Source organism: Tessaracoccus pujii, from assembly GCF_055326215.1.
On record NZ_JBUZNP010000010.1, the window covers coordinates 44,298 to 59,501 of the forward strand.

Annotated in this window: 13 protein-coding genes; all 13 read left to right on the top strand. The window is 70.8% G+C overall.

Annotated features, from left to right (window positions below; all coding sequences use genetic code 11):
* The 13 genes from alaS (at nucleotide 1) to pyrF (ending at nucleotide 15,181) form a co-directional block, all read left to right on the top strand.
* A complete protein-coding gene (gene alaS / locus ACZK5N_RS12625) occupies nucleotides 1–2,652 on the top strand; it encodes an alanine--tRNA ligase (RefSeq protein ID WP_459019703.1) in 2,652 nt (883 codons plus the stop codon).
* Nucleotides 2,645–3,106, top strand: a complete 462-nt coding sequence (ruvX, locus tag ACZK5N_RS12630) for a Holliday junction resolvase RuvX (protein ID WP_459019704.1) — start codon at nucleotides 2,645–2,647, stop codon at nucleotides 3,104–3,106. The genes alaS and ruvX overlap by 8 nt, the downstream gene beginning before the upstream one ends.
* Nucleotides 3,103–4,218 (top strand): endolytic transglycosylase MltG, encoded by a 1,116-nt coding sequence (gene mltG / locus ACZK5N_RS12635; RefSeq protein ID WP_459019705.1) that lies wholly within the window; start codon nucleotides 3,103–3,105, stop codon nucleotides 4,216–4,218. Before ruvX ends, mltG begins: the two co-directional genes overlap by 4 nt.
* Nucleotides 4,212–5,030, top strand: coding sequence for a shikimate dehydrogenase family protein (locus ACZK5N_RS12640; RefSeq protein ID WP_459019706.1), 819 nt, complete (start codon nucleotides 4,212–4,214; stop codon nucleotides 5,028–5,030). The genes mltG and ACZK5N_RS12640 overlap by 7 nt, the downstream gene beginning before the upstream one ends.
* Nucleotides 5,031–5,043: 13 nt before the next feature.
* On the top strand, nucleotides 5,044–6,240 hold the full coding sequence (gene aroC / locus ACZK5N_RS12645; protein WP_459019707.1) for a chorismate synthase: 1,197 nt from the start codon (nucleotides 5,044–5,046) through the stop codon (nucleotides 6,238–6,240).
* A complete protein-coding gene (locus tag ACZK5N_RS12650; protein WP_459019708.1) occupies nucleotides 6,237–6,734 on the top strand; it encodes a shikimate kinase in 498 nt (165 codons plus the stop codon). The genes aroC and ACZK5N_RS12650 overlap by 4 nt, the downstream gene beginning before the upstream one ends.
* A complete protein-coding gene (aroB, locus tag ACZK5N_RS12655) occupies nucleotides 6,731–7,804 on the top strand; it encodes a 3-dehydroquinate synthase (RefSeq protein WP_463625082.1) in 1,074 nt (357 codons plus the stop codon). Before ACZK5N_RS12650 ends, aroB begins: the two co-directional genes overlap by 4 nt.
* An 81-nt stretch (nucleotides 7,805–7,885) precedes the next feature.
* On the top strand, nucleotides 7,886–8,449 hold the full coding sequence (gene efp, locus ACZK5N_RS12660; protein ID WP_459019710.1) for an elongation factor P: 564 nt from the start codon (nucleotides 7,886–7,888) through the stop codon (nucleotides 8,447–8,449).
* Nucleotides 8,450–8,875, top strand: a complete 426-nt coding sequence (gene nusB / locus ACZK5N_RS12665) for a transcription antitermination factor NusB (RefSeq protein ID WP_459019711.1) — start codon at nucleotides 8,450–8,452, stop codon at nucleotides 8,873–8,875.
* Nucleotides 8,876–8,893: 18 nt separating this feature from the next.
* Nucleotides 8,894–10,018, top strand: coding sequence for a glutamine-hydrolyzing carbamoyl-phosphate synthase small subunit (gene carA / locus ACZK5N_RS12670; protein WP_459019712.1), 1,125 nt, complete (start codon nucleotides 8,894–8,896; stop codon nucleotides 10,016–10,018).
* A complete protein-coding gene (carB, locus tag ACZK5N_RS12675) occupies nucleotides 10,018–13,320 on the top strand; it encodes a carbamoyl-phosphate synthase large subunit (protein WP_463625083.1) in 3,303 nt (1,100 codons plus the stop codon). Before carA ends, carB begins: the two co-directional genes overlap by 1 nt.
* Nucleotides 13,317–14,375, top strand: coding sequence for a quinone-dependent dihydroorotate dehydrogenase (locus tag ACZK5N_RS12680; protein WP_463625084.1), 1,059 nt, complete (start codon nucleotides 13,317–13,319; stop codon nucleotides 14,373–14,375). Before carB ends, ACZK5N_RS12680 begins: the two co-directional genes overlap by 4 nt.
* On the top strand, nucleotides 14,372–15,181 hold the full coding sequence (pyrF, locus tag ACZK5N_RS12685; protein ID WP_463625085.1) for an orotidine-5'-phosphate decarboxylase: 810 nt from the start codon (nucleotides 14,372–14,374) through the stop codon (nucleotides 15,179–15,181). The genes ACZK5N_RS12680 and pyrF overlap by 4 nt, the downstream gene beginning before the upstream one ends.
* Nucleotides 15,182–15,204: the final 23 nt, after the last annotated feature.

Consider the following 15,204-nt stretch of genomic DNA (forward strand, 5'->3'; position numbering starts at 1 on the left):
ATGAAGACCTCCGAGATCCGGAGCCGTTTCGTCGACTTCTTCGCCGCCAACGACCACACCGTCGTGCCCAGCGCGTCGCTGCTCTACAACGACCCCACGCTCTTGTTCGTCAACGCCGGCATGGTGCCGTTCAAGCCGTACTTCCTCGGTGACGAGCCGGCCCCCTTCAAGCGCGCCGTGTCGTCGCAGAAATGCGTGCGGACCCTGGACATCGACGAGGTGGGCAAGACCACGCGGCACGGCACGTTCTTCCAGATGCTGGGCAACTTCGCGTTCGGTGACTACTTCAAGGAAGGCGCCATCAACTACGCCTGGCAGCTCGTCACGGGCTCAGAGGCCGACGGCTGCTGGGGCTTCGACCCGGACAAGGTCTGGGTGACTGCGCTCTACGGGGACCAGGAGACCATCGACCTGTGGCGGCAGGTGGGCGTTCCGCGCGAGCACATCCAGGAGCGCGGCCTCAAGGACAACTACTGGCACATGGGCGTGCCCGGGCCCGGGGGCCCCTGCTCGGAGATCTACATCGACCGGGGTCCGGAGTTCGGCGCCGAGGGCGGCCCCGAGGCGGATGAGGACCGGTTCCTGGAGATCTGGAACCTGGTGTTCCAGCAGGAGGAACTGTCCGCGGTCCGGAAGAAGGACGACTTCGACGTGCTGCGGCCGCTGCCCAGCCAGAACATCGACACCGGCTCCGGCCTGGAGCGGGTCGCGCTGCTCAAGCAGGGCGTGGCCAACATGTACGAGATCGACGAGGTGTTCCCGGTGATCGCCAAGGCGGCGGAGCTCTCCGGGCGCCGCTACGGCGCTGACCCCACCGACGACGTGCGCTTCCGGGTGGTCGCGGACCATGTCCGTTCGTCGCTGATGCTGATGACCGACGGCGTGACCCCCGGCAACGAGGCCCGCGGCTACGTCCTCCGCCGCCTGCTGCGCCGGGTCGTGCGGTCCATGCGCCTGCTGGGCGTCGGGGACCCGGTGCTGGGGGAGCTGCTGCCCGTCTCCCGGGACCTGATGCAGGTCTCCTACCCCGAGATCGCGGAGAACTGGGCCCGGGTGTCGCAGGCCGCGGTCGCGGAGGAGGAGTCGTTCCGCCGCACGCTGCAGGCCGGCACGCTCCTGTTCGACATGGCGGTGGGGGAGGCGAAGGCGCAGGCCTCGTCGACGCTCGGCGGCGCGCCCGCGTTCCAGCTGCACGACACCTACGGCTTCCCGATCGACCTGACCATGGAGATGGCCTCGGAGCAGGGTCTCACCGTCGATCGGGCCAAGTTCGACGAGCTCATGAAGGAACAGAAGGAGCGGGCCCGGGCAGACGCCAAGTCGAAGAAGGGCGTCACCGCCTCGATGGAGGCCTATCGGGAGCTCCGCGATCGCGGCGAGGTGCCGTTCCTCGGCTACACGGACCTCGACGTGTCCACCCGGATCCGCGGCATCATCTCCGGCGGCGTCACGACGGACCGCGCGCGGGACGGCAGCACCGTGGAGATCGTGCTGGAGGAGACGCCCTTCTACGCGGAGGCCGGTGGCCAGGACGCCGACCACGGCACCATCGTGGGTGAGGGGTTCACGCTCGAGGTGCTCGACGTGCAGAAGCCGGTCCCCGGACTGACCGTGCACCGCGTCGAGGTGTTCGGCGAGCTCGCCCTCGGTGCCGCGGCCGACGCGAGGGTGGACGCCCTCGCCCGGCACGGCGCCAGCCAGGCCCACACGGCCACGCACATCGTGCACGCGGCGCTGCGGGAGCTTGTCGGCCCCACGGCCACGCAGGCGGGCTCGTACAACAAGCCCGGCTACATGCGCTTCGACTTCTCCTCCCCTCAGGGGCTCTCCGGGCAGCTGAAGGCGGAGGTGGAGGCGCGCGCCAACCAGGCGATCGCCGACAACTTCGCCGTGACGGCCCAGCAGATGCCGCTGGAGCGGGCCAAGGCGCTCGGGGCCATGGCCATGTTCGGCGAGAAGTACCCGCCCATGGTCCGGATGGTGGAGCTGGCCGGACCCTGGTCCCGCGAGCTGTGCGGCGGCACGCACGTCGGCACCACCGCGGAGATCGGGGTGCTCAACCTGCTGTCCGAGGCCTCCATCGGCTCCGGGGTACGACGCGTCGAGGCTCTGGTCGCGCACGACGCGTTCGCCAAGTTCGCGGCGGAGCGGGCGCTCGTGTCCCAGCTCACGGACTCGCTCCGGGTGCAGCCGGACCAGCTCGTCGGCCGCGTCGAGCGGCTGGTGGCGCAGTTGAAGGAAGCCGAGAAGCAGATCGCGGCCCTCAACTCCGAGCGCCTTCTCGCCTCGGCGCCCGGCATGGCGGACAAGGCCGTCGACGTGGGCGGCGTCAGGTTCCTGGGGCTTGAGGTGCCCGGTGTCGCGGGGGCGGACCTGCGGACACTGGCGCTGGACCTCAGGGAGCGGTTGGGCTCCGGCGCCGCGGTCGTGGCGCTGGTCGGCGGGGCGGACAAGCCCAGCGTCCTCGTCACCACCAATGACGCGGCGCGCGGCCTGGGTCTGCGCGCTGGACAGCTCATCGCCCCGGCCTGTGCCGCGCTCGGCGGCAAGGGCGGCGGCAAGGACGATCTCGCGCAGGGCGGCGGCACGGACGCCGGCGCCGCCCCCGAGGCGATCGCCGCGGTCCGGCAGGCGTTGGAGACGCGTGCCTGAGAGCGCACGGCTGGGCATCGACTGGGGAAAGGCGCGCATCGGGGTGGCCGCCAGCAACCGCGGCACCACCTTCGCCTACCCGGTGGAGACCGTGCCCGCCGGGGCGGGCGAGCTGGCCCGCCTTGGCGCGCTGGTGGCGGAGTACCAGCCCGGCGTGATCTACGTCGGCCTCCCGCTGACGCTCTCGGGTGAGCGCGCGATCGCGGCTCAGCACGTCCTGGCCAGGGCGGCGGCGTTGGCCGCCGTCGTCGCGCCGGTGCCGGTGCGGCTGGTCGACGAGAGAATGAGTACCGTCGCGGCATCCCGTAGTCTGGGCAGCGCCGGACGCCGCACGAAGCAGCAGCGCAGCGTGATCGACCAGGCGGCAGCCGTCGAGATCCTGCAGCGGGCCATCGACGGCGAGGAGCGTGGGGGCGCCCCCGTCGGCGAACCCGCACCGAAGGAGGAACCGTGAGCCCCGCGTTGTTCGACAACGACAGCCAACTGGACTGGCGCAAGATCGGCTACTACGCGCGCAGCGCGTTCGCCGTGCTCCTGTCCGTGGCCGTCCTGGTGGGCGGCGGATGGTTCGTCTACTCGAAGGCGCAGGACGCCTACATCGCGTGGCGCACGGAGGATGACTTCATGGGTGAGGGGACGGACCCGGTGCAGGTGGTCATCCCGAGCGGCGCCACCATCACGCAGATCGGCGATCTGCTCACCGAGGCCGGGGTGATCAAGTCCACCCGGACCTTCCGGCAGGTGGCGCAGCGCAGTGGCGAGTCCTCCCAGTTGCAGGCCGGCCGGTTCAACCTCAGGAAGGAACTGCCGGCTGAGACGGCCTTCGCGATGCTGCTGGACCCGGCCAACCAGCAACGGCTCATGGTGACCTTCCCGGAGGGCACCACCGCCCTCGAGCAGGTGTCCATCATCGCCGCGAAGACCGGTCTCGCGGCTGCCGACATCACGGCCGCGGCCGCCGACACCAGCGTCTTCCCGCTGCCCGACTTCGCGGGCGGCAAACTGGAGGGTTTCCTCTTCCCCTCGACGTATGCCGTGCAGGAGCCGCCGCAGGCCGCCGCCATCCTGACCTCGCAGGTCAGGCAGTTCGGTTTGGTGGCGGAGTCGATCAGCCTCGAGGGCCGCGCGGCGGAGATGTCCGTGGACCCCCTGAGCGTGGTGACGATCGCGTCGATCATCGCCAGCGAGGTCAACGTGCCGGCGGACCAGCCCAAGGTGGCCGCGGTCATCTACAACCGTCTGGAGCAGGACATGCCGCTGCAGATGGACTCCACCGTGCACTATGCGGTGGGCAAGTCCGGCTCGGTGACCACCACCGCCCAGGACCGCGCCACCGCGTCGCCCTACAACACCTACCTCAACACCGGCCTCCCCCCGGGCCCCATCAGCAACCCCGGCCAAACGGCGCTCGAGGCGGCCCTGTCGCCGGCGGACATCGGGTCCCTGTACTTCGTGACCGTGGACCTGGACACCGGTGAGACCCGCTTCGCGGACACCCTCGAGGAGCACAACGCCAACGTGGCGCTCTTCCAGGCGTGGTGCCAGGCCAACACCGGCCGATGCTGAGGCGTTCCGGCGTCGTCGGAGACCCTGCCGACCATTCGCTGTCCCCGGCCATCCACCGCGCCGGGTACGCGGCGCACGGCCTGGACTGGTCCTACGACGCCTACACCGTGGCCCCTGCGGACCTGGACGATTTCGTGTGGGCCAGGCTCGACGATCCCGCGTGGGCGGGGTTGAGCGTCACCGCGCCCCACAAGGAGGCGATTCTCGCCTTCGGGGACGCCGACGAACCCACCCGCCTGCTGGGTGCCGGGAACACGCTCATCTTCGGCGACGGGGGCGCACGGGTCTTCAACACCGACGTGCCCGGTTTCGTGCGCGCCTGGCGTGCGCACGGCCTCGGTGTGCCCGGCCGGGCGGCGATCCTGGGCAACGGCGCCACCGCCAGGTCCATCCTGGTGGCGCTGGCTGGTCTCGGCGTGCGCGAGGTCCAGTTCCTCGCCCGCACCCCCGAGCGGGCGGCCGGGGCGCTTGACCTGGCCTCCGCTCTCGGGGTGAGCGCGGAGGCGGGGGTGCTGGGGGAGGACCTCGGCGCCGTCGACCTCGTCGCCAACACCATTCCGGTGGCCGCGACGGCCCCGCACGCCCGGGCGCTGGCCGCGGCGGCGGCGGTCGTGTTCGACGCCGTCTACGATCCGTGGCCGACGCCCCTGGGCGAGGCCGCGGTGGCGGCCGGGCGGACGGCGCTCAGCGGGCTGGACCTCCTGGCCGGGCAGGCGGTGGACCAGTTCTACCTGCTCACGGGCGCCCGGATGACCTTCGAGGAGTGCCGATCGGCAGCTGAGCAGGAACTGAGGCGCCGCGCGGGTCTCTGACACAATGGCGCCCATGCTTCGATACCTGACCGCCGGTGAATCCCACGGCCAAGCCCTCATCGCCACCATGGAGGGCATCCCCGCGCATGTGGAGGTCGGAGTGGAGGAGATCGCGGCCAACCTGGCGCGCCGCCGGCTGGGCGCCGGACGTGGGGCGCGGATGAAGTTCGAGGCCGACGAGGTGACGCTGCTCGGCGGGTTCCGCCACGGCGAGACGCTCGGCTCGCCCCTGGCGATCATGATCGGCAACACCGAGTGGCCCAAGTGGCACCAGGTGATGGCCCCCGGCGCAGTGGAGGCCGACGTGCTGGCCGCCCTCGCCCGCAACGCCCCGCTGACCCGTCCGCGGCCCGGTCACGCGGACCTGGCGGGGATGCAGAAGTACGACTTCGATGAGGCGCGCCCCATCCTCGAGCGGGCCTCCGCCCGCGAGACCGCGGCCCGGGTCGCCCTGGGCACCGTCGCGCAGGCGTTCCTGCGGCAAGCGCTCGGGATCGAGGTGCTCAGCCACGTCGTCGAACTGGGCCCCGTGCGGGCCGCGCGGGCCGATCTGCCCACTGCCGCCGACCTCGCCGCCATCGACGCCGATCCCGTGCGCTGCTTCGACCAGGCGGCCTCCGAGGCGATGCAGGCCGAGGTGGAGGCGTGTCATCGGGAGGGCGACACGCTCGGCGGCGTCGTCGAAGTGGTGGCCTGGGGACTGCCGCCCGGCCTCGGCTCCCACAGCCAGGGGGACCGTCGCCTCGACGCGCGGCTGGCCGGCGCCCTCATGGGCATCCAGGCCATCAAGGGCGTGGAGGTGGGCGACGGGTTCGCTCTGGCCAGGCGGCGCGGGTCCGCGGCGCACGACGAGATCCTCCCCGGCGAGGCCGGTATCCAGCGCGCCACGCACCACGCGGGCGGCACCGAGGGCGGCATGTCCACAGGCGAGGTGCTGCGCGTGCGGGCCGCCATGAAGCCCATCGCCACGGTGCCCCGGGCCCTGCGCACCATCGACACCGCCACCGGCGAGGCGGCCGCCGCGCACCACCAGCGCTCGGACGTCTGTGCCGTCCCGGCCGCCGGCGTCGTGGCCGAGGCCATGGTCGCCCTGGTACTGGCCGAGGCGGTGTTGGAGAAGTTCGGCGGTGACTCGGTGGGCGAGACCCGACGCAACGCGCAGGCCTACCTCTCGGACGTCGCCGCCCGCGGGCTGCGGGTCGGCCGATGAGCATCGTCCTCATCGGCGCCCCCGGGGCCGGCAAGTCCACCGTCGGGAAGCGCCTCGCCAGGAAGCTCGGCCGCACCTTCGTCGACGTCGACCAGCGGATCGAGGAGGTGGTGGGCAAACCGGTTGCGGAGATCTTCGCCGACGAGGGGGAGGCCCACTTCCGCGCGCTCGAGCAGGACGCCACCATCGAACTCCTGCAGAGCCACGACGTGGTTGCGCTGGGGGGCGGTTCCGTCCTGAACCCAGCCATCCGGGCGGCCCTGGACGGCCACGAGGTGATCTGGCTGAAGGTGTCCATCGGCCAGGCCACGCGCCGCGTCGGCATGAACACGGTGCGGCCGCTGCTGCTGGGCAATGTGCGCGGCCGTCTCATCGAGCTGCTGCGTGAGCGCACCCCGGTCTACGAGGCGTTGGCCACACAGGTGGTGGACACCGACGGGCGCGGCAGCAACGAGATCGCCGACGCCCTCGCGGCGGAGCGGGAGACACAGTGAGCATCCGGGTGGGGTCCGCACTTGGCCCCTACGACGTGCACATCGAGCGGGGGGCCCTCGAGCGTCTCCCAGACCTGGTCGTGGGCGCGGACCGGGTGGCGATCATCCACCCGGCCGCGCTCGCCGGGGTGGCGGGGGTGGCCGCGCAGCTCGTCGGGCACGGCGCCCTCCTCATCGAGGTCCCCGAGGCCGAGGCGGCCAAGACGCCGGAGGTCCTGGCACGCTGCTGGGGCGCGCTCGCCGCGGCGGGGCTGACGCGCAACGACATGGTCGTGGGCATCGGGGGAGGCACCACCACGGATCTGGCCGGTTTCGTCGCCGCCACCTGGCTGCGGGGCGTGAGCTACGTCAGCGTGCCCACCTCCGTGCTCGGCATGGTCGACGCCGCGGTGGGCGGCAAGACCGGCATCAACCTGCCCGCCGGGAAGAACCTGGTGGGGGCGTTCTACGATCCGCGCGCCGTGCTGTGCGACCTGGCACTCCTCGACACCCTGCCCGAGCGCGACGTCCGGGCGGGCCTGGCGGAGGTGATCAAGTGCGGGTTCATCGCCGATCGCCGGATCCTGGAGCTGGCGACCGAGGACCTGGCCGACTGCCTCGACGTCACGGGGGAGCGGTTCGCCGACATCGTCACGCGGGCGGTCAACGTCAAGGCGGCGGTCGTGGCCACCGACTTCCGCGAGTCCACCTCCAGCGGCTCGCGGGTGGGCCGCGAGGCGCTCAACTACGGCCACACGCTGGGCCACGCCATCGAGGCGCACGCCCACTACACCTGGCGCCACGGTGACGCCATCAGCGTCGGCATGGCATGGATGGCACGGGTCTCCCGTGACCTGCTGGGCCTGGACGCCGCGACAGTCGAGCTCCACGATCACCTCCTCGGCGGCCTCGGGCTGCCGCTGCGCTACGACGGCGACGCCTACCCGCAGCTCCGGGGCATCATGAGCCTGGACAAGAAGGCCAGGGGCAGCCGCCTGCGCCTCGTGGGCCTCGCCGCCCAGGGCGCCCCGGTGATCATCGACGGACCCGACGAGGCCGTGCTGGAGGCCGGCTATGCCGAGCTCGGATAGGCGATCGGCGGCACTCTCGGGTAGAGTGCCACGTTGGCCGGACAGCGCCCGCACAGTCACTGCGAACGAGGAGAGCCTTTCATGGCGTCAACCAATGATCTCAAGAACGGAATGGTGCTCGACCTCGACGGTCAGCTCTGGCAGGTGCTGTGGTTCCAGCACCACAAGCCGGGCAAGGGCAACACCGTGGTCCGCTCCAAGCTGAAGCACGTCCTGAGCGGCAAGATCATCGACCGCACGTTCAACTCGGACACCAAGGTGGACACCGCGACGGTGGACCGCCGCGAGATGCAGTACCTGTACCTCGACGGCGACGCCTACATCTTCATGGACAACACCTCCTTCGAGCAGTTCCACGTGCCCGCCGAGACCGTCGGGGACGCCAAGGACTACATGCTGGAGAACCAGACCGCCATCGTCGCGACGCACGAGGGGGAGCCGCTGTTCATCGAGCTGCCCGCCTCCGTGGAGCTCGAGGTCACCTACACCGAGCCCGGCCTGCAGGGGGACCGCTCCACCGGCGGCACCAAGCCCGCCACGCTGGAGACGGGCAAGGAGATCCAGGTGCCCCTGTTCATCACCACCGGCGAGCGGATCAAGGTCGACACGCGCGACGGCTCCTACCAGGGCCGCGTCAGCTCGTAGATGGAACCCACGCCCCACTACTCGGCGCAGACCAAGGCCCGCAAGGCCGCCTTGGACATCCTGTACCAGGCGGAGCTGCGCGACGACTCGCTGACCGAGACCTTCGCCGAGCAGCGCACGCTGTCCGGCGCTGTGGTGCGCGAGTTGACCACCCGCATCATCCTCGGCGTCGCCGAACACCTCGACGAGATCGACCAGCGGATCGCGGATTCCACGTCGAGCAACTGGCCGCTCGACCGGATGCCGGCCGTGGACCGTAACCTGGCCCGAATCGCGGTGTTCGAGCTCGACTACTCCGACGTGCCGCCCGCGGCGGTCATCTCCGAGGCGGTCCGCCTCGCCGGTGACCTCTCGACGGACGACTCCCCAACCTTCCTCAACGGACTACTGTCCAAGGCCCTAGCGGCCAAGCCGAACACGAACTGACGATCAAGCGAGGTGCGCATGAGTTCCCTTCCTGCGATTCTGGTATTGGAGGATGGGCGCGTATTTCGTGGCCGGTCCTTCGGCGCGGCGGGTGAGACCTTCGGCGAGTTGGTCTTCTCCACCGGTATGTCCGGCTATCAGGAGACCCTGACGGACCCGAGTTACCGCGGGCAGGTGGTGCTCGCCACCGCCCCGCACATCGGCAACACCGGATGGAACGACGAGGACGACGAGTCCTCCCGTATCTGGGTGGCCGGCTACATCGTGCGGGACCCCTCCCCGCGGCCCTCCAACTGGCGCTCGCGGCGCAGCCTGGACTCGGAGCTGGCCGCCCAGGGCGTCGTCGGGATCTCTGAGATCGACACCCGGGCGCTGACGCGCCACATCCGCGACCGCGGCGCCATGCGCGTGGGCATCTCGACGGAGACCACCAGCTCCGACGCCCTGCTGGCCCGGGTCCTGGAGCAGCCCGCCATGGCCGGGCGCGATCTCACGGCGGATGTGACCACTCCCGCCGCCTACACCGTTCCGGCCGTCGGCAGGCGGCGGGGCACCGTCGTCGCGGTGGACCTCGGCATCAAGTCGATGACCCCCAAGGAACTCGCCGCGCGTGGCCTCGACGTCCACGTGGTGCCCGCCGGCTTCACGTTCACGCAGATCAGCGCGCTCAACCCGGACGGGGTGTTCTTCAGCAACGGCCCAGGCGACCCGGCCGCGGCCGACGGGCCGGTGGAGGTGCTGCGCGAGGTGCTGCGCGCCGGCATCCCGTACTTCGGGATCTGCTTCGGCAACCAGCTCTTCGGCCGGGCTCTCGGGCTGGGCACCTACAAGCTCAAGTTCGGCCACCGCGGCATCAACCAGCCCGTGATGGACCGCACCACCGGCAAGGTCGAGGTCACCGCACACAACCACGGCTTCGCCGTCGACGCGCCGCTGGACCGCGCCGTCGAGACCCCCTTCGGAGAGGTGACGGTCAGCCACGTGTGCCTCAACGACGACGTCGTGGAGGGCCTCGAGCTCCGCCGCGACGGCAGGGTGGCCGGCTTCTCGGTGCAGTACCACCCGGAGGCCGCGGCCGGCCCCCACGACGCCAACTACCTGTTCGACCGCTTCGTCGACGTCATGTATGGAAAGGACGCCTGATGCCCCGCCGCACGGACATCTCCTCGATCCTCGTCATCGGCTCCGGCCCCATCGTCATCGGGCAGGCGTGCGAGTTCGACTACTCCGGCACCCAGGCGTGCCGGGTGCTGCGCGAGGAGGGCTTCCGGGTGATCCTGGTCAACTCCAACCCGGCCACGATCATGACGGATCCCGACTTCGCCGACGCGACCTACGTGGAGCCGATCACGCCCGAGTACGTGGAGCGGGTCATCGCCAAGGAGCGGCCGGACGCGGTGCTCGCCACCCTCGGCGGCCAGACGGCACTCAACACGGCCGTCTCGCTGCACGACAACGGCGTGCTCGCCAAGTACGGCGTCGAGCTGATCGGCGCCTCCATCGAAGCGATCCAGAAGGGCGAGGACCGGGAGCAGTTCAAGGACATCGTGCTCTCGATGACCGACATCCCAGGCGGCGTGCCGGAGGTGGCCAGGTCCCAGATCTGCCACACCCTCGACGAGGTGGTGGCCGCCGCCGAGGTGCTCGGCTACCCCGTCGTGGTGCGGCCCAGCTTCACCATGGGCGGTGTGGGCTCCGGGTTCGCTCACGACGAGGCCGAGCTGCGCCAGATCGCCGGCGCGGGCCTGTCGGCCTCCCCGGTCACCGAGGTGCTCATCGAGGAGTCCATCCTGGGGTGGAAGGAGTACGAGCTGGAGGTGATGCGCGACACGAAAGACAACGTCGTGATCATCTGCTCCATCGAGAACTTCGATCCCATGGGCGTCCACACGGGTGACTCCATCACCGTCGCGCCGGCCATGACGCTGACGGACCGCGAGTACCAACGGATGCGCGACGTGGGCATCGGCGTGATCCGGGCCGTCGGCGTGGACACCGGCGGCTGCAACATCCAGTTCGCCATCAACCCCGACGACGGCCGCATGATCGTCATCGAGATGAACCCCCGTGTGTCGCGGTCCTCGGCGCTGGCGTCGAAGGCCACGGGCTTCCCCATCGCCAAGATCGCCGCGAAGGTCGCGGTGGGCTACACACTTGACGAGATCCCCAACGACATCACCCTGGAGACGCCGGCGAGCTTCGAGCCCAGCCTGGACTACGTCATCGTCAAGGTGCCGAGGTTCGCGTTCGAGAAGTTCCCGGCAGCGGACCCCTTCCTCACCACCCACATGAAGTCCGTCGGCGAGGCCATGGGCATCGGGCGCAACTTCACCGAGGCCCTGGGCAAGGCGTTGCGCTCCCTCGAGGACCCGTCGGCGCCGTTCGACTTCGTGGCGCCTCTACAGAGCGTCGAAGACCTGCTCGCGCGGGCGTCGAAGCCGCACGACGGCCGGATCCAGCTCGTCATGCAGGCGCTGCGGGCGGGGGCCACCGTCGAGCAGGCCTACGAGGCCACGAAGATCGACCCCTGGTTCCTGGACCAGATGTCGCTGATCCTCGATGTGGCGCGGGAGGTGGGAGCGGCGCCCGAGCTCACCCCCGAACTGCTGCGCCACGCCAAGCGCCACGGCCTCTCCGACGCGCAGATCGCCTCCCTGCGCAACCTCAGCACCGAGGTGGTCCGCGGGGTCCGCTGGGCGCTGGGGATCCGGCCCGTGTACAAGTCCGTGGACACCTGTGCGGCCGAGTTCGCCGCATCGACGCCCTACATGTACTCCTCCTACGACGAGGAGAACGAGGTGCCCCCGCGCACCAAGGAGGCCGTGCTCATCCTGGGGTCCGGGCCCAACCGGATCGGGCAGGGCATCGAGTTCGACTACTCGTGCGTGCATGCCACCATGGCCCTGCGCGAGGCCGGCTACGAGACGGTCATGGTCAACTGCAACCCGGAGACCGTCTCGACGGACTACGACACCTCCGACCGGCTCTACTTCGAGCCGCTCACCGCCGAGGACGTGCTGGAGATCTACCACGCCGAGCTCCAGGCGGGTCCCGTGGCCGGCGTCATCTGCCAACTCGGCGGCCAGACCCCGCTCAAGCTCGCCCAGACGCTCAAGGACGCCGGCGTGCCCATCGTCGGCACCTCGCCGGAGGCGATCAACCTCGCCGAGGAGCGCGGCGCCTTCGGCCGGGTGCTGGCGCGCGCCGGGCTGCCGGCCCCCAAGCACGGCATGGCCACCACCGCCGAGGAGGCCAAGGCCATCGCCGCGGACATCGGCTATCCCGTCCTGGTGCGGCCCAGCTACGTGCTCGGGGGTCGCGGCATGCAGATCGTCTACACCGACGACGCGTTGGAGACCTATATCGCGAAGGCCACAGACGTGGACGCGGACCGGCCGGTGCTGGTGGACCGGTTCCTGGACGACGCCGTCGAGATCGACGTCGACGCCCTCTACGACGGCGTGGACCTGTACGTGGGCGGGATCATGGAGCACATCGAGGAGGCCGGCATCCATTCCGGTGACTCCGCCTGCGTACTGCCGCCGATCACCCTCGGCGACGCGCTGATCGAGCAGATCCGGCACTACACCCGCGAGATCGCCGAGGGGGTGGGCGTGCGCGGTCTGCTCAACATCCAGTTCGCGCTGCACGCCGACACGCTCTACGTGCTGGAGGCCAACCCCCGCGCGTCGCGCACGGTGCCGTTCGTGTCCAAGGCCACCAACACCGCCCTGGCCAAGGCCGCCGCGCTCATCATGCTGGGCCGCAGCATCGCCGACCTGCGCCTCAGCGGGATGCTGCGTGCGGAGGGCGACGGCTCCACCCCGCTCCCGGGGAGCCCGATCGCGGTCAAGGAGGCCGTGATGCCGTTCAACCGCTTCCGCACGGCCACAGGCGCCTTCGTCGACACGCTACTCGGCCCGGAGATGCGTTCCACGGGCGAGGTGATGGGGCTGTCGGACAACTTCGGCACGGCCTACGCCAAGTCGCAGGACGCCGGGGGCGGCCCGCTGCCCACGTCCGGCAAGTTGTTCGTCTCGATCGCGGACCGCGACAAGCGGCACGCCATCTGGCCGATCAAGCGGCTCGTGGACCTGGGCTTCCAGGTGCTGGCCACCACCGGCACCGCCTCGGTGCTGCGCCGCAACGGCGTGGCCGCCGAGGAGGTTCTCAAGCTGTCCGAGATGCCCGAGGGCAGCGATCAGCCGAGCATCGTCGACCTCATCATCGCCGGTGACATCGACCTGATCTTCAACACCCCGGAGGGCTCCTCGACAGGTGCGAGCACCCGCGAAGACGGCTATCTCATCCGCACGGCCGCCGTGCTGGCCGACGTCCCTGTGGTCACCACCGTGCCCGGGCTGGCCGCGGCCACCCAGGGCATCGAGGCGCTACAGCGGGGCGAGCTGGAGGTGCGCTCCCTGCAGGAGTGGGCGGCGCGGTGACCTCCCTGGTCACGGAGGCGCTGCGCGTCGGCTACCGGGGACTCCGCGCGGGCCTCTTCCGCTACGCCGGGGGAGACCCGGAGCGGGTCCACGAAGACATGATCCGCGCGCTGGCACTGGTGCCGGCCGGGCACCGCGCCCCGGTGGCGGATCCGGTGACGGTGGCCGGGGTGCGGTTCCCCAACCGCATCGGGGTCGCGGCAGGGCTGGACAAGGACGGCATCGCGGCGCAGGCGTGGTCCTGGCTCGGCTTCGGTTTCGCGGAACTGGGCACCGTGACGGCGCTGCCTCAGCCGGGCAACCCCAGCCCGCGCGTCTTCCGGGCCGTGGCCTCCCGCGGGATCGTCAACCGGATGGGCTTCAACAACCACGGCGCAGGGGCACTCGCCGCGACCCTGCTCGGCAAAGGCGTGGCGCGTGGCAACGGCGCGCTCGGCCTTCCGCTGGGCATCTCCATCGGCAAGTCGAAGGTGGTGCCGCTGGAGGCCGCGGTGGAGGACTACCTCACCTCACTGCGTCACCTCGCACCCCTGACGGACTACGTGGCAGTCAACGTGTCCAGTCCCAATACGCCGGGGCTGCGCAGCCTTCAGGCGGCCCACGAGTTGAGTGCGCTCATCCGCGCGCTCACCGCCGAGGCGGCGCGGCTCGATCCGGCGCGGCCGGTGCCGGTGTTCGTCAAGCTGGCCCCGGATCTCACCGGCACCGACCTGGCCGAGACCATCGCGGTGCTCAACGACTCGGCCGCCGCCGGGGTCATCGCCACCAACACCACCCTGTCCAGGGAGGGGCTCGCCCCCGTCGACGCCCGGCTGGCCCGGGAAGCGGGCGGCCTCAGCGGCGCCCCCCTGACCGCGACGGCGCTCCGGTTCGTCGAGCACCTGACGCGCTCCACCGAACTGCCCGTCATGGGAGTGGGTGGCATCATGACCCCCCGCGACGGCGCCCGGATGTTCGACGCCGGCGCCAGCCTGCTGCAGTTGTACACCGGATTCATCTACGAGGGCGTCGCGCTGGTGCGCGGCCTCCGTGAGGTCGGAAGGACCCACCGATGAGCTACGCCTCCCGACTGTCCGCCATCACCGCCGAGCGGGGCCGGCTCTGCGTGGGAATCGACCCGATGCCGTCGGTACTTCACGCGTGGGGCCTTCCGGCCGACCTCACCGGACTTGAACGGTGCGCGCGCGGCATCGTCGCGACGCTGGGGCAACGGGTCGCGGTATTCAAGCCGCAGTCGGCGTTCTTCGAGGCCTTCGGGTCCCGCGGGGTGGCGGTGCTCGAGCGCGTGCTCGACGACATCCGCCAGGCCGGCGCGCTCAGCATCCTCGACGTCAAGCGCGGGGACATCGGCAGCTCCATGGCCGGATACGCCGCAGCGTTCCTGGGCGACGACGCGCCCACCAGGGCGGACGCGATCACCCTCAGCCCGTACCTCGGCGTCGGCGCGCTCCAGCCCGCCATCGACGCCGCCGCGGCGGGAGGCCATGGCCTCTACGTGCTGGCGAGGACTTCCAACCCGGAGGGTGCCGCCATCCAGCTCGCACGCAGCGGGCACGTCAGCGTGGCGCAGCACGTCGTGGACACCATCGCAGAGCTCAACCCGCGGGCGGACCACGCCGTCGGCCTGGTCGTGGGCGGTACCCACGCCGACCTGGGCTGCGACCTGGCACGGTTCAACGCCTCCATCCTGGTGCCTGGCATCGGGGCCCAGGGCGGCACGATCGACGGGCTCCGCGCCACGTTCGGCGACGCGCTCGGCCACGTCCTGCCCACCGCGAGCCGTGAGGTGATCGGCGCAGGGGAATCCGCTCTGCAGGACCGGCTCGAGCCGCTCCTGGAAGCGACGCGACAGCTCGCCTGATTCGTCGAGCGTTTAGCGTCGCG